The sequence below is a fragment of the Streptomyces sp. CAI-85 genome (assembly GCF_013363615.1).
Taxonomy (GTDB): Bacteria; Actinomycetota; Actinomycetes; order Streptomycetales; family Streptomycetaceae; genus Streptomyces; species Streptomyces antibioticus_B.
This window is the reverse complement of the sequence record NZ_JAANNX010000054.1, coordinates 1-25174: the sequence shown is the minus strand read 5'-3', so window position 1 is coordinate 25174 and position 25174 is coordinate 1. Positions and strand designations below refer to the sequence as shown.

Sequence of the window (25174 nt, the reverse complement as noted above, 5' to 3'; positions counted from 1 at the left end):
AGGCATCCTCGCACCTGTCACCGACAACGCGCCCACCACCCGGTGACAAGTGATCTTGATTGGTCGGCTCTGCCCGCAAAAGTGCCTGACCATTGCATCGCCGACGATCAGTTGAGATCGGTCACGCCCGGATTCGGCAACCGAGCGACCGGTCCGCGCGTCTTTCCAGCGAACACGGCGGAACACGGCCGGAGACGGCCGGACACGGCCGAAGGCGCCCGAACCGGGCCGGGTCGCGGCGGGCGGCCCCGCGCGCGGACCATAGTCGGACCATAGGAAGACGACCGCCCGGTACGGGTATCGCGGCACTACAGTGGGTCGGAACATCGGACCACAGAGGCAAGCAAGCAGCAGGGAGCGCGTGACGTGCGGCCAGTCGGCAGCAAGTACCTGCTCGAGGAGCCGCTCGGACGCGGCGCCACGGGCACCGTCTGGCGAGCCCGCCAGCGCGAGACCGCGGGCGCCGAGGCGGCCGTGCCCGGCCAGCCCGGAGAGACCGTCGCCATCAAGGTCCTCAAGGAGGAGCTGGCGAGCGACCCCGACATCGTGATGCGCTTCCTGCGGGAGCGCTCGGTGCTGCTGCGCCTGACCCATCCGAACATCGTCCGGGTCCGCGACCTGGTCGTCGAGGGCGATCTGCTGGCCCTGGTCATGGACCTCATCGACGGCCCCGACCTGCACCGCTATCTGCGCGAGAACGGCCCGCTGACGCCCGTCGCCGCCTCCCTGCTCACCGCGCAGGTCGCCGACGCGCTCGCCGCCAGCCACACCGACGGCGTGGTGCACCGCGACCTCAAGCCGGCCAACGTCCTGCTGATGCAGAACGGCGGGCAGATGCACCCGATGCTCACCGACTTCGGCATCGCCCGGCTGGCCGACTCCCCGGGCCTCACCCGCACCAGCGAGTTCGTCGGCACGCCCGCGTACGTCGCCCCGGAGTCCGCCGAGGGCCGCCCGCAGACCTCCGCCGTCGACGTCTACGGCGCCGGCATCATGCTGTACGAGCTGGTCACCGGACGTCCCCCGTTCGGCGGAGGCTCCGCCCTCGAAGTGCTGCACCAGCACCTCAGCGCCGAACCGCGCCGCCCCTCCACCGTCCCCGACCCGCTGTGGACGGTCATCGAGCGCTGCCTGCGCAAGAACCCCGACGAACGGCCCAGCGCCCAGAACCTCGGGCGCGCCCTGCGGGTCGTCGCCGAGGGCATCGGGGTGCACGCGAACTCCACGCAGATCGCCGCCGCCGACGGCGTGGCCCATCTGCTCGCCCCCGACCCGGCCCCCGCGCCGGTGCCGGGCGCCCCCGCGGGCTCCTACGACCCCAACGCCGCGACCAGCGTCCTGCCGCACACCGGCGGACCGGCCGGCGCCGCCGACCCCACCGCCGTCCTGCCCCACACCGGGGCCCCGGCGGGCGCCGCCGACGCCACCGCCGTCCTTCCGCCGGTGCCGCCGCACCAGCCGGGACAGCAGGGCGGCACCCCGCCCGAGCAGCCGCACCCCTGGCAGACCCAGCTCCGGGCCGCCCGCGACCGCAACGAGCAGACACAGGTCCAGCAGTACCTCGACCCCGGCGAGGACCCGCTGCGCCGCCGCCCCCAGCGCCAGGTCGCCCGGCCGCAGCAGCAGCCGCCGCAGCGCCCGCAGCCCCGGCCGCAGCAGGGCTACGGCTACCCGCAGCAGCAGCCCCAGCAGGGGTACGCCCCGCAGCCCCCGCAGGGCTACGGACAGCAGGGCCGGTACGCCACGCCCCAGCCGCAGCAGGCACCGCCGCCCCAGCAGCAGCCGCGCCGCCAGCCGCAGCAGCGGCCCGCCCCGGAGCCGCGCCAGCCGCGCGAGCCGAGGCAGCGCAGTGCCAACCCGATGAAGATCCCCGGGCTCGGCTGCCTGAAGGGCTGCCTCTTCACGATCGTCATCCTGTTCGTCGCGGGCTGGATGATCTGGGAGTTCAGCCCGCTCCAGGGCTGGATCGGCACCGGCCGCGGCTGGTGGGACCAGCTCGGGCACTGGTTCAAGCAGGCCGGCGACTGGATCGGCGACCTCGGCCAGGCCACGGACGGGGCGGGCACCGGCACCGGGAACTGAGCCGGGCCGGAGCCGGCCGCGAGTTTGTGCACTTGTCGACATCCGACGGGTGATTTCCGTCCCCGTGGTGAAGGTCGCCTCACCGGACGCGTACTTTTGTCGGCAACACGCGTCGGTAGGAGCAGCCTTGGCACGGAAGATCGGCAGCCGGTACACCGCCCACCAGATCCTGGGCCGGGGCAGCGCCGGCACGGTGTGGCTCGGCGAGGGGCCGGACGGACCCGTCGCCGTCAAGCTGCTGCGCGAGGACCTCGCCTCCGACGAGGAGCTGGTGGGCCGCTTCGTGCAGGAGCGCACCGCCCTCCTCGGCCTGGAGCATCCCAACGTGGTCTCCGTACGGGACCTCGTCGTCGACGGCAACGACCTGGCGCTGGTCATGGACCTCGTCCGGGGCACCGATCTGCGCACCCGGCTGGACCGCGACCGACGGCTCGCGCCGGAGGCCGCGGTGGCGATCGTCGCGGACGTCGCGGAGGGCCTGGCCGCCGCGCACGCGGCCGGTGTCGTCCACCGGGACGTCAAGCCGGAGAACGTCCTGCTGGACATGCAGGGCCCGCTGGGCCCCGGCGGCTCGCACCGCGCCCTGCTGACGGACTTCGGGGTCGCGAAGCTCATCGACACCCCCAAGCGCACCCGTGCCACGAAGATCATCGGCACGCCGGACTATCTGGCCCCCGAGATCGTGGAGGGCCTGCCGCCGCGCGCCTCGGTGGACATCTACGCGCTGGCGACCGTCCTGTACGAGCTGCTGGCCGGCTTCACGCCCTTCGGCGGCGGGCACCCGGGCGCGGTGCTGCGCCGGCACGTCACGGAGTCGGTCGCCCCGCTGCCCGGCATCCCCGACGAGCTGTGGCAGCTCATCGTGCAGTGCCTGGCCAAGGGCCCCGCGTCCCGGCTGCGCGCCTCCGAACTGGCGTCCCGGCTGCGCGAGCAGTTGCCGTCGCTGGCCGGCATGCCCCCGCTGGACGTGGACGAGCCGGACACCGAGGCGGAGTCCGAGGCCGACGGCGGCGGCGAGCCGGGAGCGGACCGCACGGCACCCGTCTCCGGCGGCGGACGCGAGCGCCGCGGGTCCGTGCCCCTGGTCCCCGGCGCCCGGCCCGACTCCAACCGCGACACGCACACCTCGATGAGGGTCCCGGCGGCCGACGAACTGGCCGGCGGCGCCCACGGCACCGCACGCGTCCCCCGGGCCGCGGGGGCGCCCCGCCCCGGCTCCGCCCGCAACCGCACGGCCACCCGGCGCCGGCGCGTCACCCTCGGGGCGGCCGCGGTGGCCCTGGCCGCCGCGGTCGGCATCGGGGCCTGGGCCGCGACCTCCGGGGACGACGCGGGGGCCAAGGACACCGACGGCACCGGGAACTCGGCACCGGCGGCCCCCTGACGCCCTGAGCAGGGGGCCGGGCGGGACCTTCCACCGTCGGCGCTGGTCGGCGGACGGAGCCGTTACGCTGGTGGTGTGGCAGTCGTCGATGTATCCGAAGAGCTCAAGTCCCTCTCCTCGACCATGGAGTCGATCGAGGCCGTTCTGGACCTCGACAAGCTGAGGGCAGACATCGCCGTGCTCGAGGAGCAGGCGGCCGCGCCGTCCCTCTGGGACAACCCGGACGAGGCGCAGAAGATCACCAGCAAGCTCTCCCACCTCCAGGCGGAGGTCAGGAAGGCGGAGGCGCTGCGCGGCCGGATCGACGATCTCGCCGTGCTGTTCGAGATGGCCGAGGAGGAGGACGACCCGGACACCCGTGCCGAGGCCGAGTCCGAGCTGGCGGCCGTCAAGAAGGCGCTGGACGAGATGGAGGTCCGCACCCTGCTCAGCGGGGAGTACGACTCCCGCGAGGCGCTGGTCAACATCCGCGCCGAGGCCGGTGGCGTCGACGCCGCCGACTTTGCCGAGAAGCTCCAGCGGATGTACCTGCGCTGGGCCGAGCAGCACGGCTACAAGACCGAGGTCTACGAGACGTCGTACGCCGAGGAGGCCGGCATCAAGTCGACCACCTTCGCCGTCCAGGTGCCCTACGCCTACGGCACGCTCTCGGTCGAGCAGGGCACGCACCGGCTGGTGCGCATCTCGCCCTTCGACAACCAGGGGCGCCGCCAGACGTCCTTCGCGGGCGTCGAGATCCTCCCCGTGGTCGAGCAGACCGACCACATCGAGATCGACGAGTCCGAGCTGCGGGTGGACGTGTACCGCTCGTCCGGTCCCGGCGGCCAGGGCGTGAACACCACGGACTCCGCGGTGCGCCTGACCCACCTGCCCACCGGCATCGTCGTCTCCTGCCAGAACGAGCGGTCGCAGATCCAGAACAAGGCCACCGCGATGAACGTCCTCCAGGCCAAGCTCCTCGAGCGCCGCCGCCAGGAGGAGCAGGCCAAGATGGACGCCCTCAAGGGCGACGGCGGCAACTCCTGGGGCAACCAGATGCGTTCGTACGTCCTGCACCCGTACCAGATGGTGAAGGACCTGCGCACCGAGTTCGAGGTCGGCAACCCCGAGGCCGTGTTCAACGGCGAGCTGGACGGCTTCCTGGAGGCCGGGATTCGCTGGCGCAAGCAGCAGGAGAAGTAATTTGTCGACAAGGCAACCGCCCCTGGAGCAGGGGCGGTTGCCTTTTGCGTAACATTCACGTCTTCAACGGCGGGCAAAGTCCCCCGACTTGGACATTGCGTACGCAACGAGCTTGACGTGCCCCTGGAAAATCGGGAGGGTGCGGTAAGGCGTGCGCATTTTCGGGGCGCATGTGAACCGGGGGGATCCGGAAGGAAGTTCGATCGCCCCGTCGATCACCACCCCGAGCGCTGCCGCATCGACGGATCAGCTACTGGGGGTAGCAGACATATGACCAAGAAGACGCGCGTCCGGGTCGCGCGCATCGCCGCGGGCGCGATCATCGCCGCGGGCGCCTCGCTGACGGTCGCGGGCGTGGCTTCGGCCGACCCCGGCGACGGCCTGAGCAACCTGGTCACGACCGGGGACGACGAGGTCACCACGCAGGACGGCGACGACCCGGACCCCTGCGACATCGTCACGACTCCGGAGTGCGAGGACCCGACCACCGGCGGTACGCCGACCGACCCGACCACGGGTGGTACGCCCACCGACCCGACCACCGGCGGTACGCCGACCGACCCGACGACGGGTGGTACGCCGACCGACCCGACCACGGGCGGTACGCCCACCGACCCCACCACGGGCGGCACGCCCACCGACCCGACCACCGGCGGTTCGCCCACCACGGGCGGCTCCGGCAACAACGGCGGCTCCGGGAACAACGGCGGTTCGAGCAGCAACGGCGGTTCCTCCACCACCAACGGCGGCGGCTCCGTCACCGGTGGCGGTTCCGTGACCGGTGGTGGCGGGCCCGACACCGACGGCACCTCCACGCAGGAGGAGGGCACCTCCGCCCTCACCGACACCTCGGACTCCTCGAACACCACCGCCCAGGGCGGCGGCGAGCTGGCCGAGACCGGTGCCGGCCAGACCACCTTCCTGATCATCGGCGCCGCCACGATGATCGCGGGCGGTGTCGCCTTCCGCGTCCTGCCGCGTCTGGCCGAGGGCCGCGGCGCGTCGGCCGCCTGACGGTAGCCGCGCGCACACGCCGTGTGCACACGAAGGGGCCCGGAGCTGTGAAGCTCCGGGCCCCTTCGGCGTCGTAGGCCCTCGGGCGGGGCGTGCTACACGGTCTGGTGGGCCAGCAGGGCCACCGCGGCCACCAGGACGGCCAGCAGCGCGATCAGCGCCATGGGGTTCATGCCCGCCAGGAAGTTCTCCTGCTGGAGCCGCTGGCGGTTGGCACGGCACACGGGGCACCGCCCCTCGTTCACGGGCGCCGCGCAGTTAGCGCACACCAGCCGGTCGTACGTCATGCGCTCGCCCTCCTTGCACCGGTTCCACAACGACACAACGCCTGCGGGAACGCGAACGTTCCCCTCCCACTGTGCCAGGTTCCCGCGCGGGGCGCGCGGCCCGCCGGAGAGCCCGGAGCGGACAAAGTCCCGTACAAAAACGCACAACCCTCCCGCAACCTCTCCCGGCGACTGCGCCGGGAGACCCGGTTCGCGTATGGTCACGCTCATCTACCCCCGGCGACCCGTGGTGCACCCGTGATCCGATTCGACAACGTCTCCAAGGTCTACCCCAAGCAGACCCGCCCCGCACTCAGGGATGTCTCCCTGGAAGTGGAGAAGGGCGAGTTCGTGTTCCTCGTGGGATCCTCCGGTTCCGGAAAGTCCACCTTCCTGCGGCTGGTGCTCCGAGAGGAGCGGACCAGCCACGGCCAGGTGCACGTCCTGGGCAAGGATCTCGCGCGCCTGTCCAACTGGAAGGTGCCGCAGATGCGCCGCCAGCTCGGGACGGTGTTCCAGGACTTCCGGCTCCTGCCGAACAAGACGGTGGCGGAGAACGTCGCCTTCGCGCAGGAGGTCATCGGCAAGTCGCGCGGCGAGATCCGCAAGTCCGTGCCGCAGGTGCTCGACCTCGTCGGGCTCGGCGGCAAGGAGGACCGGATGCCCGGCGAGCTGTCCGGTGGTGAGCAGCAGCGGGTGGCCATCGCGCGTGCCTTCGTGAACCGGCCCAAGCTGCTCATCGCCGACGAGCCCACCGGCAACCTCGACCCGCAGACCTCGGTCGGCATCATGAAGCTGCTCGACCGGATCAACCGGACGGGCACCACCGTCCTGATGGCCACGCACGACCAGAACATCGTGGACCAGATGCGCAAGCGCGTCATCGAGCTGGAGCAGGGCCGTCTCGTCCGCGACCAGGCACGCGGCGTCTACGGCTACCAGCACTGACCGCGACCGTCCCCGGAAAGGCATCAAGAACACGCCATGCGTGCCCAGTTCGTACTCTCCGAGATCGGTGTCGGTCTCCGTCGCAACCTGACGATGACCTTCGCCGTCATCGTCTCCGTCGCCCTGTCCCTGGCGCTCTTCGGCGGCTCGCTGCTGATGAGCGACCAGGTCAACACCATGAAGGGCTACTGGTACGACAAGGTCAACGTCTCGGTGTTCCTCTGCAACAAGAGCGACGCCGAGTCGGACCCCAACTGCGCCAAGGGCGCGGTCACCGAGGACCAGAAGAAGCAGATCAAGTCCGACCTCGGCAAGATGTCGGTGGTCGACTCGGTGACGTACGAGTCGCAGGACCAGGCGTACAAGCACTACAAGGAGCAGTTCGGCGACTCCCCGCTGGCCGCCTCCCTCACGCCGGACCAGATGCAGGAGTCGTACCGGATCAAGCTGAAGGACCCGGAGAAGTACCAGGTCATCGCGACCGCCTTCGACGGCCGGGACGGCGTGCAGTCGGTGCAGGACCAGAAGGGCATCCTCGACAACCTCTTCGGGCTGCTCAACGGCATGAACTGGGCCGCGCGGGCGGTGATGGCGCTGATGCTGGTGGTCGCGCTGATGCTGATCGTCAACACCGTGCGCGTCTCGGCGTTCAGCCGGCGGCGTGAGACCGGCATCATGCGGCTGGTCGGCGCCTCCGGCTTCTACATCCAGGCGCCGTTCATCGCCGAGGCCGCCGTCGCCGGACTCATCGGGGGCACGGTCGCCTGCGGATTCCTGGTGATCGCCCGGTACTTCATCATCGACCACGGTCTGGCCCTGTCCGAGAAGCTGAATCTGATCAACTTCATCGGCTGGGACGCCGTTCTGACGAAGCTTCCGCTGATCCTCGCGACCAGTCTGCTGATGCCCGCGCTTGCCGCGTTCTTCGCGCTGCGCAAGTACCTGAAGGTGTGACGCATGCCCCGAGAGTCGTACGGTCAAGCGACCGTACGGCTCTGGGTGTTCGCCTAGACTCACCGCCATGTCAGGCCGTGAACCGTTCTGTCAGCCCCGCCGTCTCGGCCGCGGGGCCGCCCTGACCTTGGTGTTCGCGAGCGTGCTGGTCGCCGGTGCCGCCACCGGCACGCTGCCCTGCGGTCTGCGGCAGGCCGGCTCCGCCGAACGGCAGGACGCGACCGCGCCCGCCGGACACGCCGAGGCCGTCACCCGGGCCGCCGCGGAGGCCGCCGCCGACGGCAAGTCGCCCCTGGAGGCCGCCGAACGCGCCGTCAGCCGCAGCGGGGACCGCTGGGCGGCCGTCTACTCCGAGGGCGAGTTCGAGGAGTTCGAGGCGTCCCTGGACGGCCGCTACACCGGCGTCGGCCTGGTGGCCGCGCGCGAGGCGGGCGGTCTGATCGAGATCACCGGGGTGCGCTCCGGATCGCCCGCGGCCGCCGCCGGGATCCGCGCCGGCGACCGGCTGCGCAGCGTCGACGGCCACCGGGTGGACGGCACCCCGGTCACCGAGGTCGTCTCCTTACTGCGCGGTGACGCCACCGACGAGCCCGTCGGTACGACCGTCACCCTCGGCCTGGAGCGCGGCACGCGCGCGTGGAGCCAGACCCTGCGCCGGGCCAGGCTCTCCACCGACTCCGTCACCGTCCGGCGGCTCGACGGGCGGGCCACCGTCATCAAGATCGCCGCGTTCACCAAGGGCGTCGGCGCCACCGTCCGCAGCGCCGTCCGCGAGACCCCCGCCGACACCGGGATCGTCCTGGACCTGCGCGGCAACTCCGGCGGTCTGGTCACCGAGGCCACCGCCACCGCCTCCGCCTTCCTGGACGGCGGCCTCGTCGCCACCTACGACGTCGACGGCGCCCAGCGCGCCCTGCACGCCGAGTCCGGCGGCGACACCACCCGGCCCCTGGTCGCCCTCGTCGACGGCGGCACCATGAGCGCGGCCGAGCTGCTCACCGGCGCCCTCCAGGACCGCGGCCGCGCCGTCGTCGTGGGCGCCCGCACCTTCGGCAAGGGCTCGGTGCAGATGCCGAGCCGGCTGCCCGACGGCTCGGTCGCCGAGCTGACCGTCGGCCACTACCGCACCCCGCTGGGCCGGACCGTCGACGGCCGGGGCATCACCCCCGACCTGGAGGTCTCCGACGGGGTGCTGGAGCGGGCCGAGACCGTGCTCGGCGGCCTCGGCGACGCGCCCTGAGCCACCGGGCGGACGGAAACCCTCGTAATCGGCTTTCCCCCGGGCCCCCTCCAGGTGCGAAAATGGCCGCACTATGAGCAAGGGAATGTACGTACCGAAGGAGTCCCAGCCCAAGCAGGGCGGGGCGGGCGCCAAGTCCACGGCCAAGGACGGCGAAAAGGGCGGCAAGCGCAGGATCGTCGCGCAGAACAAGAAGGCCCGGCACGACTACGCGATCATCGACACCTACGAGGCCGGTCTGGTGCTCACCGGCACCGAGGTGAAGTCGCTGCGGCAGGGCCGGACCTCGCTGGCCGACGGGTTCGTCCAGATCGACGGGGGCGAGGCGTGGCTCTACAACGCCCACATCCCCGAGTACAGCCAGGGAAGCTGGACCAACCACTCCGCGCGCCGCAAGCGCAAGCTGCTGCTGCACCGCGAGGAGATCGACAAGCTGTCCGTGAAGTCCGAGGAGACCGGTCACACGATCGTGCCCCTCGCCCTGTACTTCAAGGACGGCCGGGCCAAGGCCGAGATCGCGCTCGCGCGCGGCAAGAAGGAGTACGACAAGCGGCAGACCCTGCGGGAGAAGCAGGACCGCCGGGAGACGGACCGGGCGATCGCGGCGGCCAAGCGGCGCCAGCGGCACGCCTAGGCTCCGCCCCAGGCCCGGACCGCCGGGAATACGCTGGCATGCGGGTGCGTTGGTCACGTACGATGGCTTCAACACCGGGAGACCGGTGGGCGCATTGAAAAATCAACATGGGGATGATCGGTTTCGACAGCGGCTGTCGAAGCAGGGGAAGCGTGTCGAGGAAGCGGCAATGATCTCGTAAACCATATGTCGCAAAAAATAATCGCCAACACCAAGAGCGATTCCCAGTCCTACGCCCTCGCTGCCTAATTAGGTAGTGAGTGTAGGACCCTTAATGGGTGTCAGCCCGGGAGTGTTCCCGACCCGGATCCTGGCATAATCTAGGGGACTAAACCATCGAGCCCGGTCACGGGGTCCGATGGGAAAACAAACAGTGACTGGGCCCGTCGGCGACTTGTTCGCGTGATCACCGGGGCCGAGAAAATCGCAGCGAACTGCACACGGAGAAGCCCTGATTCTGCACCGTTGGACGCGGGTTCGATTCCCGCCATCTCCACTCATCCCATGTGAACAGCAACCCCCGTCGCTCCCGAGCGGCGGGGGTTGCTGCGTTTTCCGTGCCGCGACGGCGTTCCGGGGCGTGATGTTTCCGGCCATGCCTGGAGGGGTATGGCGGCGGCTCGTCGCTCCGGTCCCCGTGCCCCCGGTGGCCGCGCCGCGGTGAAAGAGGCTGGTCCCTCCGTTACTCGATGCGCTTCGACGGTTCGGGAGAGTGATGCTCGCGAGCCAGAGAGGGTCGATTTTCGGCCATAGGCATGAACATGACGTGGGCGAACAAATCACGCATCGCGAACACAGGGCCCATGCCTGCGCTAGATTCGTCGGCCTGAGCGCAGTGGGGTAAATGGGGCGCGAGAACTGGGTGGGGGCCCGGTTCCGTCGACGTGCGCTCATGGTCGTACGCGCACCCGCAACAGTTCCTTGGGGGGAAGTGCGCACGTGGAGAAATGGCGAGAAGACGCCCAACCGGAGTGGCCGGAGCCGGCTCCGCCGACCCGGGATCTCACTTCGAACAGAGTGTCTGGAAACGAACGTTCGAATGGGTCCCTGTCCGCGGGGCTGGCCGATCCCTGGGGGGAGCCGGCCGGCGGTGGCGCCGTCACCCGCGACCACGACCCGGACGAGGTGACGATCCAGATCGACGCCCTGAGTCCGGCGGCCGCCGGGCAGGACGCCTCCGACGTTCCCGTCTTCGTCGACGAGTCCGGCCGTCGCAGCCGGACCTTCCGCCGTATCGGCATCTCCGTGGGCATCGCCTGCGCCGCGTACGCCGTCGTCATCGTCGTCACCCTGCTCTCGGGCAGCGCCGCCGTGCCCTGGCTGCCGGTGCCCGTGCCGGGAGCGGGCGGCGACGAGAAGCCGGCCAGCGAGGTCGACCCCACCCGGGGTCCCAGCGCCGCCGCGACCCCGGCGGCCGGACAGCCCGGCGGTACGGCTGCCGGCACCCCGGGGGTCACCCCCGCCGCCTCCGGCACCGCGTCGGCCAAGCCCGGGGCGACCTCCGCCTCCGGCGCCGCGACCGGAAGCGCGGCGCCCTCCGGAGCGGCGGCCGTACGGCCCAGCTCCAGCGGTACGACCCGGCCCAGCGCGGCGCCCGGTGCCTCCGCCTCCGCGGACCCGGGCCCGAACAACCCGGTCGGGGGTGGTGGAGAACCGTCCCCGACTCCACCGGTGTCCACTCCGCCGCCCGACGACCCGCCCTCCGACTCTTCACCGTCCCCGGCCGGAGGCGCCGGCGACACGGTGGCCGCGGGCCCGGCGTCCCCGGTCCCGGTCGCCTCGACCGGCCGGGAAACGTCCGCGCCGACGACCTGACGCACTGCCCGGCCGGCCCGTAACCGCCCGGCCCGCCGACCCGCCGCATCCGGCGATCCACCGCACCGCGTGCCGGTCGCGCCCGACGCCCGTTGTCCGTCCGGCACCCGGCATCCGCCGCCCGCGTGGCAGGGGCTCCGTCCCCGGCCCGCGCCGCCGCCCGTCCTCGTGACCGGTCCCGACCGGTCCCGTCGTTCGGGTTTCTCACCGTCCGGTTCTCGTGCCGGTTCGTCCGGCTCCTGATCCTCGTCCCCGGAGTACGTCCACCGATGGCACCTCGTTCCAGTCGACGCTCGGCCCGGCGGGCCGCCGTCGGGCAACCCGCGCACGCGTCCTCGTCGCCGCCCCGCTCCTCCGCGCAGGGGGGTGAGCCGGGCGGGAGCCGGCGACGGCGTTCCGGGCGGCGGTCCGCGTCCCGGCAGGCCCGGGGCCGGCGGCTGATCCCGCTGCGGCTGCGGCATCTGCTGCCGCTGGTCGTCCTGGCCGCGATGATGGCGATGCTGATGCTGCGCGGCTATGTGCACAGCGAGATCCTCGCCGACTACCGCATCCGCTCCGAGGCCGCCGCCGACACCGTGCCGCAGAAGATCCTCGACGGCGGCCCGGTCGTCGACACCCGGGGGGCCACGCCCACCAGCCTGGACGTGCCGGACCACCGGATCGTGCTCACCTTCGACGACGGCCCCGACCCCAAGTGGACTCCCGAGGTCCTCGACGTGCTGAAGAAGCACCGCGCGCACGCCGTCTTCTTCATCACCGGCACCATGGCCTCCCGCTACCCGGACCTGGTCCGGCGGATGGTGGACGAGGGCCACGAGATCGGGCTGCACACCTTCAACCACCCCGATCTCTCCCTCCAGTCGAAGAAGCGCATCGACTGGGAGCTGACCCAGAACCAGCTCGCCCTGGCCGGTGCCGCCGGCATCCGGACGTCGCTGTTCCGCCCGCCGTACTCCTCCAGCGCCGACGCCCTCGACAACGCGTCCTGGCCGGTCACCCAGTACGTCGGCACCCGCGGCTACCTCACCGTCTTCACCACCGCCGACAGTGAGGACTGGCGCCGCCCGGGCGTCGCGGAGATCATCCGCAACGCCACCCCGGAGAAGGGCAAGGGCGCGATCGTCCTCATGCACGACTCCGGCGGCGACCGCAGCCAGACCGTCGAGGCCCTCGACACGTATCTGCCCCAACTCAAGGAGCAGGGTTACCGGTTCGAGAACCTCACCGGCGCCCTGAAGGCCCCGAGCGCGCACACCGAGGTCACCGGTGCCGAGCTGTGGAAGGGCAAGGCGTGGGTGTTCCTGGTCGCCGCGTCGGACGACATCACCGCCGTCCTCGTCGTCGGTCTCGCCGCCATCGGCTTCCTCGTCTTCGCCCGCTTCGGGCTGATGCTGCTGCTGTCCGCGATGCACACCCGGCGCACCCGGAAGCGCGGCTTCGTCTGGGGACCCGACGCGCCCGTCACCGAACCGGTGTCGGTGCTGGTCCCGGCGTACAACGAGGCCAAGTGCATCGAGAACACGGTGCGTTCGCTGATGAGCAGCGAGCATCCGATCGAGATCCTCGTGATCGACGACGGCTCCAGCGACGGCACCGCCCGGATCGTCGAGGACCTCGCCCTGCCCGGCGTACGGGTCGTCCGCCAGCTCAACGCGGGCAAACCGGCCGCCCTCAACCGGGGTATCGCCAACGCCCGGCACGACATCATCGTGATGATGGACGGCGACACCGTCTTCGAGCCGTCCACGGTCGGCGAACTCGTCCAGCCCTTCGCCGATCCGCAGGTCGGCGCGGTCGCCGGCAACGCCAAGGTCGGCAACAAGAACACCCTCATCGGCGCCTGGCAGCACATCGAGTACGTGATGGGCTTCAACCTCGACCGCCGGATGTACGACGTGCTGCGCTGCATGCCCACCATCCCCGGCGCCGTCGGAGCGTTCCGGCGCACCGCGCTGAACCGGGTCGGCGGCATGAGCGACGACACGCTCGCCGAGGACACCGACATCACCATGGCCATCCACCGCGACGGCTGGAAGGTCGTCTACGCCGAGAAGGCACGCGCCTGGACCGAGGCGCCCGAGTCGGTGCAGCAGCTCTGGTCCCAGCGCTACCGCTGGTGCTACGGCACCATGCAGGCGATCTGGAAGCACCGCCGGGCGCTGGTCGAGCGGGGCCCGTCGGGACGCTTCGGCCGGGTCGGGCTGCCGCTGGTCTCCCTCTTCATGGTCGTCGCCCCGCTGCTCGCCCCGCTCATCGACCTGTTCCTGATCTACGGGCTGCTGTTCGGGCCCACGGGCAAGACCATCGCCGCCTGGTTCGGTGTCCTCGCGGTGCAGGCGGGCTGCGCGGCGTACGCCTTCGTCCTCGACCGCGAACGCCTCACCCCGCTGATCTCCCTGCCGCTCCAGCAGCTCCTCTACCGGCAGTTGATGTACATCGTGCTGCTCCAGTCCTGGATCACCGCCCTCACCGGCGGCCGGCTGCGCTGGCAGAAGCTGCGCCGGATGGGCCAGGTGGCGGCGCCGCCCGGCGAGTCCGTGCCCGCCGAGCCGGGCCGGGCGACCGCCGGTGTGGACGGGGGTGCGCCGTGACGGACAGCGAGACGCGGTCCCTCCCGCAGATCGGGGCCCCCGCCGGAGCGCCGGACGACGCCGGGGCACCGGACGCCGTCCCGGCCCCGCCCGCCCGCAAGGGCGGCCGGGACCGCTACTTCGACCTGCTGCGGGCCCTCGCCCTCTTCCGGGTCGTCCTCTACCACCTGATGGGCTGGGCCTGGCTGCCCATCGTCTTCCCCTCCATGGGCGTGATGTTCGCCCTGGCCGGCAACCTCATGGCCCGCTCCCTCGACCGGCGCGGCGCCGTGGAGGTCGTCCGGGGCCGGCTGCGCCGGCTGCTGCCCCCGCTGTGGCTGCTCGGCGCGGTCGGCGTGAGCGGCATGCTGCTGGGCGGCTGGGGCCCCGGCGACGACGGCGAGCCCGGCTGGTGGTGGATCCACCTCACCTTCTGGATCCTGCCGGTCAGCGACCCGCCGTACGGTGAGGGACTGCCCGGGGTGCACGGGCTGATCACCTCCGACTGGGCCGCCGCCATGGGCGTACCCCTGTGGTACCTGCGCGCCTATCTGTGGTTCGTCCTGCTCTCGCCGCTGTTGCTGCGCGCCCTGCGGGCCGCGCCCTGGCCGACCGTGCTCGCGCCGATCGCGCTGTCCGCCGCGCTGGAGTCCGGCGTGCTCGACCTGCCGGGCTGGCGGGTGGAGGCCGGTCTCAGCGACCTCGGCGCGTTCGGCGCGTGCTGGCTGCTCGGCATGGCGCACCAGCAGGGGGTGCTGCGCCGGCTGCCCCGGTACGTGGTGCCGTCGACGGCGCCCGTGGTGGCCGGGATCGGCCTCTGGTGGGCCCTCACGCACGATCTCCACGAGGGCCACGACCTCGACGACATGCCGTTCGCCCAGTCGCTGTGGTCGTTCGCGGTGGTGCTGTTCCTGTTGCACATCAGCCCGTCCTGGTCGCAGTGGCCGCCCCGGCTGCGCCGCTGGGACCGGCTGATCACCCTGCTCAACTCCCGGGCGGTGACGATCTATCTCTGGCACAACGTCTGCATCAGCGTGACCGAGGCCCTCTGGGACCGGCTGTGGGGCATCGACGTGCTGGCGGAGAGCGCCCCCGGGCTGCTGGCGAGCCCCTGGCCCCAACTGCCGTTCGTCTGGCTCCTCACGGCCCTGTGCGTGGTGGCCTTCGGCTGGGTGGAGGACCTGGCGGCCCGGCGCCGCCCCCGCCTGTGGCCCGACGGCCGCCCGAGCACCGCCAAGGCCACTCACCGCGCGTGACACGCGCCCGCCGGGCGGGACCGCTCCCGCCCGGCGCCCGCCCGGCACCTCTCACCCCGCCTCCGTCCGAGGTGAGAGCAACGTTCCCTCGCGGTCACCCACAGCCACAGCACGGAAACGCGCTCTCCCTACCTTCGGGACTCATCACCGCTCATCCCCGCGGACGACCGAGCCCCGGAGCACGTGGAGGCGTCATGACAGCCACTGGTACAGCCCCCGCACCCCCGCCCGCGAAGAACCGGGCGGGTCGGTGGATCGAGGAGTGGGACCCCGAGGACGAGGCGTTCTGGAACGCCACGGGGGAGAAGGTCGCCCGCCGCAACCTCCTCTTCTCCGTCCTCTCCGAGCACATCGGCTTCTCGATCTGGACCATGTGGTCCGTGCTGGTGCTCTTCATGGGCCCGGAGTACGGCCTGACCCCGGCCGACAAGTTCCTGCTGACGTCGATGGTGACGCTGGTCGGCGCGGTCGTACGGGTGCCGTACACCTTCGCCGTCGCGGTCTTCGGCGGCCGGAACTGGACGATCGTCTCGGCCGGTCTGCTGCTCGTCCCGACCGTCGCCGCGTTCGCGGTGATGAAGCCGGGGACCTCCTTCCAGACCTTCCTGCTGGTCGGTCTGATCGCCGGGATCGGCGGCGGCAATTTCGCCTCCTCCATGACCAACATCAACGCGTTCTTCCCGCTGCGCAAGAAAGGCTGGGCGCTCGGGCTCAACGCGGGCGGCGGCAACATCGGCGTGCCGGTCATCCAGCTCATCGCGCTCGCCGTCATCGGCGCCAGCGGCGGCCCGCGCGTGCTGCTCGGGATCTACATCCCGCTGATCGTGCTCGCCGCCGTCCTCGCCGCGCTCTACATGGACAACCTCGCCTCGGTGAAGAACGACACCGGGGCCGCCAAGGACGCCGCGCGGGACGCCCACACCTGGATCATGTCCTTCCTCTACGTCGGGACGTTCGGCTCGTTCATCGGCTACGCCTTCGCCTTCGGGCAGGTGCTCCAGGTCCAGTTCGGCCGCACGCCCCTCCAGGCCGCGTACCTCACCTTCATCGGCCCGCTCCTCGGCTCGCTGATCCGCCCGGTGGGCGGCTGGCTCGCCGACCGGTACGGCGGCGCCCGCATCACCCTCTACAACTACGTCGGCATGGCCGCCGCCACCGGCGTCCTGGTCTTCGCCAGCATGCAGAAGTCGCTGGGCCTGTTCGTCGCCGTCTTCGTCGTGCTGTTCGTGCTCAGCGGCCTCGGCAACGGCTCGACGTACAAGATGATCCCGGGCATCTTCCAGGCGAAGGCCCTCGCGCGGGGGCTGCGCGGCGAGGAGGCGGCCGCCTACGGGCGCCGGCTCTCCGGTGCCTCCATGGGACTGATCGGCGCGGTCGGCGCGCTCGGCGGCGTCGGCATCAACCTGGCGTTCCGTCAGTCCTTCCTCTCCTACGGCTCCGGCACGGGCGCGTTCGTCGCCTTCCTCGCCTTCTACGGTCTGTGCTTCGCGGTCACCTGGGCCGTATACCTTCGCCGCCCGGCCGGGCGGGTCACCGCCACCGGCTCGGCCTCCGAGACGAAGCCGCAGCTCAGCTACGCCGAGGTGTGACGTAACACCGGTGACATCAAGCCGAACCGAGCCTGTCACGAGCCGTTGACAGGCTCGCTCGGCATGTAGGTGCTATGCAACACGACTCGAGTGCGAGACGAGAGTTATGTACGACGAACAGCAGCGAACGGACGCCGGGCCGCGGGCCGCCGTCGACCACGGGCCCCTGGCCGGGTTCACCGTGGGCGTGACCGCCGCGCGCCGCGCCGAGGAACTGGGGGCGCTGCTCCAGCGGCGCGGGGCGGCGGTGCTGCACGCGCCCGCCCTGCGGATCGTGCCGCTGGCCGACGACGGCGAGCTGCTCGCCGCGACCAAGAACCTCATCGACCAGGCGCCGGACGTCGTCGTGGCCACGACCGCGATCGGCTTCCGGGGCTGGATCGAGGCCGCCGACGGCTGGGGCCTCGGCGAGGACCTGCTCGCCCGGCTCGGCTCGATCGAACTGCTGGCCCGCGGGCCCAAGGTGAAGGGCGCGATCCGGGCCGCGGGGCTGACCGAGGACTGGTCGCCGTCGTCCGAGTCGATGGCCGAGGTCCTCGACCGCCTTCTGGAGGAGGGCGTGGACGGGCGCCGGATCGCCGTGCAGCTCCACGGGGAGCCGCTGCCCGGGTTCGTGGAGTCGCTGCGGGCCGGCGGCGCCGAGGTGGTGGGGGTCCCGGTGTACCGGTGGATGCCGCCCGAGGACGTGGCACCGCTGGACCGGCTGATCGACGCGGCCGTCTCGCGCGGTCTGGACGCGATCACCTTCACCAGCGCGCCCGCCGCCGTGTCGCTGTTCTCCCGGGCCGAGCACCGCGGGCTGCTGCCCGAACTGCTCACCGCGCTCCACCACGACGTGGTCCCGGCCTGCGTCGGACCGGTCACCGCGCTGCCGCTCCAGGCGCACGGTCTGGACACCGTCCAGCCGGAACGCTTCAGGCTGGGACCGCTCGTTCAGCTTCTGTGCCAGGAACTGCCGTCCCGGGCACGGGCGTTGCCGGTCGCCGGGCACCGGGTGGAGATCCGGGGGCACGCGGTGCTGGTGGACGGCTGTCTCAAACCGGTGCCGCCGGCCGGGATGTCGCTGCTGCGGGCCCTGTCCCGGCGACCCGGCTGGGTGGTGCCGCGGGCCGAACTGCTGCGGGCGCTGCCGGGGGCGGGGCGCGACGAGCACGCGGTGGAGACCGCGATGGCCCGGCTGCGCACGGCGCTGGGGGCGCCGAAGCTGATCCAGACGGTGGTCAAGCGCGGCTACCGGCTGGCGCTGGACCCGGCGATCGACGCCAAGTACGCCGACGTCTGAGGCGTGTTCCCCAGGCCCCCTGGCTGCGGCGGGCCCGCGCTGGCACTGTGAGAGGAACGGTTCCCCGGGCACGCTGAGGAAGAAGCTCCCCTAGGCGGTGGCGCATGGCACTGGGCACGGTCACGGTCCCCTACGAGCTGCGGTTCGACTCCGGGCGCAGTTGTCTCGACCTCCTCGCGACCCGCCATCCCTACGAACACCTCGACGGCATCGCCCCGTTGCGCGCCTGGATCACCGGCGCCGGACTGGTGCCGCCGGGCACCCCGCTCACCCACGCCGACCCCGGCTGGACGGCCGCCTTCCGTGAACTGCGGGGCGACATCGACCGGTTGGTGCGCGACTGGCTGGCCCGCACCGACCCCGGCCCGTACGACGCCGCCCTCGCCCGGGTCAACGCGGCGGCCCGCCCGGCCCCGCCCGTCCCGCGCGCCGTACGCGACGAGGACGGCACCCTCGTACGCGAGTTGGACGGTCCGCCGCAGTGCGCGGCGCTGCTCGCCGCGGTCGCCCGGGACACCGTCGAACTGCTCACCGATCCCGCCGCCCGCGCGGGGCTGCGGGAGTGCGCGGGCGACAACTGCCCGATCGTGTACGTCGACACCTCCCGGGGGCGGCGCAGGCGCTGGTGCTCCAGCGAGGTCTGCGGGAACCGGGAGCGGGTCGCCCGGCACCGCCGGCGCGTCGCGCGGGAGCGGGCTCAACTGCCCGGAATGCGTCTTCTCTGATGAGACGCCAGAAGTGTCGCCGGAAACAGGTGAAGTGATTTCGGCAACATTCTGTTTGTTCGCCTCACCGCCCGGGCAGTGAGCGCCGTCGCGCTCATGTGGCGGAAATGTAAAGGAAAGACGGTGGGAATGTGCCGCCATGTCCCCCTCGTCATGACACCCCCAAGAAAACTGTCTGCTCGGTTTGAACGCTCTCCACACCGCGTGCGTACCCGTCAGCGAGCGACTGACTGGGGGAACCCCCGGACACCGGAGGTGGGCGTGCGCAAGGATGCGGCCGTGGCCAATGAACGTGGATCGAGGGCCCGACATCGCATGTCCCAGCCCTCGGAACCTGACGAGGAGCTGATGCGTGCTCTGTATCGGGAGCATGCCGGACCCCTTCTTGCGTATGTCCTGCGCCTGGTTGCCGGAGACCGGCAGCGTGCCGAGGACGTCGTGCAGGAGACACTCATCCGAGCCTGGAAGAACGCCGGCCAGCTCAATCGAGCGACCGGTTCGGTACGCCCCTGGCTGGTGACGGTCGCTCGCCGCATCGTCATCGACGGCCACCGCAGCCGGCAGGCCCGGCCGCAGGAGGTCGACCCGTCGCCGCTGGAGGTCATTCCCGCGGAGGACGAGATCGACAAGGCGCTGTGGCTGATGACGCTGTCCGATGCACTCGACGACCTGACCCCCGCCCACCGGGAGGTGCTCGTCGAGACGTACTTCAAGGGGCGTACCGTCAATGAGGCGGCGGAGACGCTGGGTATACCCAGCGGCACCGTCCGTTCTCGAGTGTTCTATGCCCTGCGGTCGATGAAGCTGGCTCTGGAGGAGCGGGGGGTGACGGCGTGATGAGCATTTACGGGGGGTTCGGAGCGGGTGGCCCGGGTATGTCTGGACCCATGCAGGGATCTGTGGGATCTCCGAGCCCGAGTGAGCACGAGACCGTCGGCGCCTACGCCCTCGGCATCCTCGACGACGCCGAGGCGACCGCCTTCGAGTCGCATCTGGTCGGCTGCGAGTGGTGCGCCCAGCAGCTCGACGAGCTGGCCGGGATGGAACCGATGCTGGCGGCCCTCGCGGACCTGCCGGGCACCGGGACCCCGGCGATCGGCGAGTCCCTCTCCGCCCGGCCCAGCCCGCGGCTGGTGGACAAGCTCGTCGACGAGGTGTCCGAGCGCCGCGCCCAGAAGCGCCGCCGCTCCTTCTTCCTGGTGGCGGCCGCGGCCGCGCTGATCGTCGGCGGTCCGCTGACCGTGCTGGCCGCGTCCGGCGGCGACGGCGGCAGCACCGGTGTGCAGGCCGGCTCCACCAAGTCCGCCGCGGTCACCACGAAGGCCGCCTTCGACGCCCTGCCCACCAAGGTCACGGCGACCGACGACGCCACCAAGGTCTCGGCGACCGTCGCCATGCTGGAGAAGGGCTGGGGCACCGAGGTCGGTGTCGAACTGAAGAACGTCACGGGCCCGGAGAAGTGCTCGCTGATCGCCGTCGGCAAGGACGGCAAGCGCGAGACGGTCTCCTCCTGGTCGGTCCCGGAGTGGGGGTACGGAATCCCCGGCGCCACCACCGAACAGGCCAAGAACCCGCTCTACGTGATGGGCGGCGCGGCCTTCAAGGCCAATGAGATCGATCACTTCGAGGTCATGACCTTCGGCGGCAAGAAGCTCGTCGAGATCGACGCCTGACCGCCTGTCCGTAGCCTCATGGGGTCCCCTTCGCGTACGGTTGACGGCTGCCCAGCACGTCAGAAGGGGGCCCGGTGGCCGCTCAGGCTCAGCAGGAAACCGCGGTCGGCGCCGCACCGGACTCGGTCCGGGAACGCGAGATCAGCGTCGAACAGGAACATCTCGACCGGGTGTACCGGCGGCTCGAGGAGAAGATCCACGAGGCCGAGTTCCTGATGAACGACGCGGCCAAGCGTGGCCAGGTCGGGACGCCCGGCGCCCTCGCCGAACGGGACGCCCAGGTGTTCCGGGCGGGGGTGCACCTCAACCGGCTCAACAACGAGTTCGAGGACTTCCTCTTCGGACGGATCGACCTGCTCCTCGGCAAGGACGGCAAGAAGGGCCCCGACGGCGCCTACACCGCCGTCGAACCCGCCGAGGGCGCGGTGCGCGGGGACGGCACCGCCGACATCGCCGAGACCCTCCACATCGGCCGGATCGGCGTCCTCGACTCCGACTACGCGCCGCTGGTCATCGACTGGCGGGCCCCGGCGGCGGCCCCCTTCTACCGGTCCACGCCGGTCGACCCCGGCCGGGTCGTGCGGCGCCGGGTGATCCGCTCCAAGGGCCGCCGGGTCCTCGGTGTCGAGGACGACCTGATGCGTCCCGAGCTGCGGGCCTTCCTGGCCGGCGAGGAACTGCCCGTCATCGGCGACGGCGCCCTGATGGCCGCCCTCGGCCAGGCCCGCTCGCACACCATGCGGGACATCGTCGCCTCCATCCAGGCCGAGCAGGACCTCGTCATCCGCGCCCCCGCCGCCTCCGTCACCTATGTCGAGGGCGGCCCCGGCACCGGCAAGACCGCCGTCGCCCTGCACCGCGCGGCCTATCTGCTCTACCAGGACCGGCGCCGGTACGCGGGCGGCATCCTGATCGTCTCGCCGACCCCGCTGCTGGTCGCGTACACCGAGGGGGTGCTGCCCTCGCTCGGCGAGGAGGGCCAGGTCGCCATCCGCGCCATCGGCTCCCTCGTCGACGGTGCCGAGGCCACCCTGTACGACTCCCCGGCGGTGGCCCGCGCCAAGGGGTCGTCCAGGATGCTGCGCGTGCTGCGCAAGGCGGCCCGCGGGGCGCTGGAGAGCGGCGGCGGGACCGGACAGCTCGCCCTCGGTGACACCGGCGACACCGTGGTGACGCCCACCCGGCTGCGGGTGGTCGCCTTCGGCCGCCGTCTGGAACTGGAGGCCGCCGACCTCGACCGGATCCGGCAGAGCGCCCTCGGCGGCACCGCCCCCGTCAACCTGCTGCGCCCGCGCGCCCGCAAGCTGCTCCTGGACGCCCTGTGGGAGCGCTCCGGCGCGGCCGGCCGGCACACCGACCCCGAACTCGCCGCCGAACTGCGCTCCTCCTTCGACGAGGACGTCACGGGCGAGGACTCCTTCATCGCGTTCCTCGACGCCTGGTGGCCCGAGCTGACCCCGAGGGCCGTCCTCGCCGCGATGGCCGACGAGCGCCGGCTCGGCCGCTGGGCCCGCCGGATCCTCAACCCCGGCGAGGTCCGCAGAGTCGCCCGGTCCCTGAAGCGGGACGGCCACTCCGTGCACGACATCGCCCTGCTCGACGAGCTCCAGGCGGTTCTCGGCACCCCGGCCCGCCCCCGCAGACGCCGCGAACTCGACCCGCTGGACCAGCTCACCGGCCTGGAGGAGCTGATGCCGGTGCGCGAGGAGACCCAGCGCGAGCGGGCCGAACGGCTCGCCCAGGAGCGCGTCGAGTACGCGCACGTCATCGTCGACGAGGCCCAGGACCTCACGCCGATGCAGTGGCGCATGGTCGGCCGCCGCGGCCGGCACGCCACCTGGACCGTCGTCGGCGACCCCGCCCAGTCCTCCTGGTCCGACCCCGACGAGGCCGCCGAGGCCCGCGACGAGGCGCTCGGCTCCCGGCCGCGCCGCCGCTTCCGGCTCACCGTGAACTACCGCAACCCGGCCGAGATCGCCGAACTCGCCGCGAAGGTGCTGGCCCTGGCCATGCCCGGCGCCGAGTCGCCGTCCGCGGTCCGCTCCACCGGCGTCGTCCCGCGCTTCACGGCGGTCGAGCAGTCGCTCGCCGCCACCGTCCGGGCCGAGGCCGCCCGGCTGCTGGAGCAGGTGGACGGCACGGTCGGCGTCGTCGTCGCGATGCAGCGCCGCGAGGAGGCCCGCCGCTGGCTCGCCGGACTCGGCGACCGGGTGGTGGCCCTGGGCAGCCTGGAGGCCAAGGGCCTGGAGTACGACGCGACGGTCGTCGTCTCCCCGGCGGAGATCGCCGACGAGTCCCCGGCCGGGCTGCGGGTGCTGTACGTGGCCCTCACCCGGGCCACCCAGCAGCTCACGATCGTGTCGGGCGACCGGGACGAACCGGATGCGCACGGGGTCCCCGACCTGCTCAGGGACTGAGGCGGGGACCGGGGCACCGGGCATCCGGAGGATCGATTCCGGAGAACTCCGCGGACGGGAATGGTCTTCGGGGATCCGTTTGTTAGATTGGGTGTGACACCGGCTCGATCCAAGCCCCCGGGCCCAACCTTCGTCGCTACGAGCGACCACTTGCCGCGAGGCGAGCATGGCGGGTCGGTGTCACCAGCGTGAGAAGAGGCCCACGTCCCCGTGACGTGGGCCTCTTCCATGACCCGGGTCGCTTTTCATGTGAACACAACGATCGCAATTCGGTGCGGTTACCACGTACTCATCAGTAGGTGCGACGATCTGACGGCAAACCCGCCACCAGCAGTGCAGAGGAAGTCGGCCATGGCAACGGCGCCCAGCGTCTCCTACTCGATGACGGTCCGTCTGGAGGTGCCCGCCAGCGGAACCGCGGTCTCGCAGCTCACCACGGCCGTCGAGTCCCACGGCGGGTCCGTCACCGGCCTCGACGTCACCGCCTCCGGCCACGAGAAGCTCCGGATCGACGTCACCATCGCGGCCACCTCGACCGCCCACGCCGACGAGATCGTCCAGCAACTGCGCGAGATCGAGGGCGTCACCCTCGGCAAGGTCTCCGACCGTACGTTCCTCATGCACCTCGGCGGCAAGATCGAGATGCAGTCCAAGCACCCCATCCGCAACCGTGACGACCTCTCCATGGTCTACACGCCCGGTGTGGCCCGGGTCTGCATGGCGATCGCCGAGAACCCCGAGGACGCGCGCCGCCTCACCATCAAGCGCAACTCCGTTGCGGTCGTGACGGACGGCTCCGCCGTGCTGGGCCTCGGCAACATCGGGCCCAAGGCCGCGCTGCCCGTCATGGAGGGCAAGGCGGCCCTCTTCAAGCGGTTCGCCGGCATCGACGCCTGGCCGCTCTGCCTGGACACCCAGGACACCGACGCGATCGTCGAGATCGTCAAGGCGATCGCCCCCGGCTTCGCCGGCATCAACCTGGAGGACATCTCCGCGCCGCGCTGCTTCGAGATCGAGGCCCGGCTGCGCGAGGCCCTCGACATCCCCGTCTTCCACGACGACCAGCACGGCACCGCGATCGTCGTCCTCGCCGCCCTCACCAACGCGCTGCGCGTGGCGGGCAAGGCGATCGAGAACATCCGCGTGGTCATGTCGGGCGCCGGCGCGGCCGGCACCGCCATCCTCAAGCTGCTGCTGGCGGCCGGCGTGAAGAGCGCCGTCGTCGCCGACATCCACGGCGTGGTGCACGCCGGCCGCGCCGACCTGGTGGACGCCCCGGCCGACTCCCCGCTGCGCTGGATCGCCGACAACACCAACCACGAGGGCCTCACCGGCACCCTCAAGCAGGCCGTGCGCGGCGCCGACGTCTTCATCGGCGTCTCCGCCCCGAACGTCCTCGACGGCGACGACGTGGCGGCCATGGCCGAGGACGCGATCGTGTTCGCGCTCGCGAACCCGGACCCCGAGGTCGACCCGGCGGTGGCCCGCCGGACGGCCGCCGTGGTGGCCACCGGGCGCTCCGACTTCCCCAACCAGATCAACAACGTGCTGGTCTTCCCCGGCGTCTTCCGGGGCCTGCTGGACGCGCAGTCCCGGACCGTCAACACCGAGATGATGCTCGCGGCCGCCAAGGCGCTGGCGGACGTCGTCAGCGACGACGAGCTGAACGCGAACTACATCATCCCGAGCGTCTTCAACGACAAGGTCGCGGGCGCGGTGGCGGGCGCGGTGCGCGAGGCCGCCCGGGCCGCGGGCGGCTCGGCGTCCTGAGCCCCGGGGCCGTACCCTGGCGGGGACTGTGAGGATCGCCACGGTCCCCGCACCGGCGCGTCGCCGGACGCGCTGTCAGTGCCGCGCCCTATCGTGACGGCCAGCCTCAGCCGCGCTTCGTGTGACCCCCACGGGTGTTCTCACGACTCCTGCGGGTGCCGGATTGGCTTTCCCGCCGCAGGTAGGGGCAGGATGCGTCCCTGGGCGCGAGCACAACGACTTCGCTGTGCCCAACATGCGGCTCCGCCGCGTGGCACGCCGCAACGGCAAGAAGAACACGGGAGTAACAACATGAACCGCAGTGAGCTGGTGGCCGCGCTGGCCGACCGCGCCGAGGTGACCCGCAAGGACGCCGACGCCGTGCTGGCCGCGT

Annotated in this window: 19 protein-coding genes, 1 other RNA gene and 1 pseudogene; 20 read left to right on the top strand and 1 reads right to left on the bottom strand. The window is 71.6% G+C overall.

Annotated elements, in window-relative coordinates:
• The first annotated feature begins 366 nt into the window (after positions 1–366).
• The 4 genes from G6W55_RS30940 (at position 367) to G6W55_RS30925 (ending at position 5662) form a co-directional block, all read left to right on the top strand.
• A complete protein-coding gene (locus tag G6W55_RS30940) occupies positions 367–2082 on the top strand; it encodes a serine/threonine-protein kinase (RefSeq protein WP_175524036.1) in 1716 nt (571 codons plus the stop codon).
• 127 nt (positions 2083–2209) lie between these two features.
• Positions 2210–3466, top strand: a complete 1257-nt coding sequence (locus tag G6W55_RS30935; protein WP_078633657.1) for a serine/threonine-protein kinase — start codon at positions 2210–2212, stop codon at positions 3464–3466.
• A 75-nt stretch (positions 3467–3541) separates the two neighbouring features.
• Entirely contained in the window at positions 3542–4648 is a 1107-nt protein-coding gene (gene prfB, locus G6W55_RS30930; RefSeq protein WP_030780430.1) for a peptide chain release factor 2, read from the top strand.
• Positions 4649–4918: 270 nt separating this feature from the next.
• On the top strand, positions 4919–5662 hold the full coding sequence (locus G6W55_RS30925; RefSeq protein WP_175524035.1) for a hypothetical protein: 744 nt from the start codon (positions 4919–4921) through the stop codon (positions 5660–5662).
• Positions 5663–5757: 95 nt separating this feature from the next.
• Here G6W55_RS30925 and G6W55_RS30920 read toward each other — a convergent pair whose 3' ends face one another.
• Positions 5758–5949 (bottom strand): hypothetical protein, encoded by a 192-nt coding sequence (locus tag G6W55_RS30920; protein ID WP_085207630.1) that lies wholly within the window; start codon positions 5947–5949, stop codon positions 5758–5760.
• 237 nt (positions 5950–6186) lie between these two features.
• Between G6W55_RS30920 and ftsE the strand changes: the two genes are divergently transcribed.
• From ftsE to G6W55_RS39035, 16 genes and pseudogenes are all read left to right on the top strand, one after another.
• Positions 6187–6876 carry a cell division ATP-binding protein FtsE gene (ftsE, locus tag G6W55_RS30915; protein WP_030780423.1) on the top strand — a complete coding sequence of 230 codons (690 nt, stop codon included), beginning with the start codon at positions 6187–6189 and terminating at the stop codon, positions 6874–6876.
• A 36-nt stretch (positions 6877–6912) separates the two neighbouring features.
• Entirely contained in the window at positions 6913–7830 is a 918-nt protein-coding gene (ftsX, locus tag G6W55_RS30910; RefSeq protein ID WP_030780420.1) for a permease-like cell division protein FtsX, read from the top strand.
• 67 nt (positions 7831–7897) lie between these two features.
• Positions 7898–9070, top strand: coding sequence for a S41 family peptidase (locus G6W55_RS30905; protein ID WP_175524034.1), 1173 nt, complete (start codon positions 7898–7900; stop codon positions 9068–9070).
• Between the two features lie 85 nt (positions 9071–9155).
• Complete coding sequence (gene smpB / locus G6W55_RS30900) at positions 9156–9704, top strand: SsrA-binding protein SmpB (protein WP_175524042.1); 549 nt, start codon at positions 9156–9158, stop codon at positions 9702–9704.
• Positions 9705–9813: 109 nt separating this feature from the next.
• Positions 9814–10203: a transfer-messenger RNA gene (gene ssrA, locus G6W55_RS30895) on the top strand.
• Positions 10204–10721: 518 nt separating this feature from the next.
• Positions 10722–11519, top strand: coding sequence for a hypothetical protein (locus G6W55_RS30890; protein WP_175524033.1), 798 nt, complete (start codon positions 10722–10724; stop codon positions 11517–11519).
• 269 nt (positions 11520–11788) lie between these two features.
• Positions 11789–14110, top strand: coding sequence for a bifunctional polysaccharide deacetylase/glycosyltransferase family 2 protein (locus G6W55_RS30885; protein ID WP_375372486.1), 2322 nt, complete (start codon positions 11789–11791; stop codon positions 14108–14110).
• Positions 14107–15345, top strand: coding sequence for an acyltransferase family protein (locus tag G6W55_RS30880; protein ID WP_309243852.1), 1239 nt, complete (start codon positions 14107–14109; stop codon positions 15343–15345). The genes G6W55_RS30885 and G6W55_RS30880 overlap by 4 nt, the downstream gene beginning before the upstream one ends.
• Positions 15346–15539: 194 nt before the next feature.
• The gene (locus tag G6W55_RS30875) at positions 15540–16934 is read left to right on the top strand and encodes a NarK/NasA family nitrate transporter (RefSeq protein ID WP_175524032.1); all 1395 of its coding nucleotides are present in this window, start codon (positions 15540–15542) and stop codon (positions 16932–16934) included.
• A 106-nt stretch (positions 16935–17040) separates the two neighbouring features.
• Positions 17041–18216 carry a uroporphyrinogen-III synthase gene (locus G6W55_RS30870; protein WP_175524031.1) on the top strand — a complete coding sequence of 392 codons (1176 nt, stop codon included), beginning with the start codon at positions 17041–17043 and terminating at the stop codon, positions 18214–18216.
• 104 nt (positions 18217–18320) lie between these two features.
• Complete coding sequence (locus G6W55_RS30865) at positions 18321–18941, top strand: ABATE domain-containing protein (RefSeq protein WP_030780388.1); 621 nt, start codon at positions 18321–18323, stop codon at positions 18939–18941.
• A gap of 315 nt (positions 18942–19256) precedes the next feature.
• Positions 19257–19778 (top strand): sigma-70 family RNA polymerase sigma factor, encoded by a 522-nt coding sequence (locus G6W55_RS30860; protein ID WP_010039908.1) that lies wholly within the window; start codon positions 19257–19259, stop codon positions 19776–19778.
• Positions 19779–19828: 50 nt separating this feature from the next.
• Positions 19829–20614 (top strand): zf-HC2 domain-containing protein, encoded by a 786-nt coding sequence (locus tag G6W55_RS30855; RefSeq protein ID WP_030780383.1) that lies wholly within the window; start codon positions 19829–19831, stop codon positions 20612–20614.
• A 74-nt stretch (positions 20615–20688) separates the two neighbouring features.
• On the top strand, positions 20689–23031 hold the full coding sequence (locus tag G6W55_RS30850; RefSeq protein WP_175524030.1) for a UvrD-helicase domain-containing protein: 2343 nt from the start codon (positions 20689–20691) through the stop codon (positions 23029–23031).
• A 351-nt stretch (positions 23032–23382) separates the two neighbouring features.
• A complete protein-coding gene (locus G6W55_RS30845) occupies positions 23383–24801 on the top strand; it encodes an NAD-dependent malic enzyme (RefSeq protein WP_175524029.1) in 1419 nt (472 codons plus the stop codon).
• Between the two features lie 192 nt (positions 24802–24993).
• Positions 24994–25174, top strand: a pseudogene (locus G6W55_RS39035) (hypothetical protein); the annotation flags it as partial.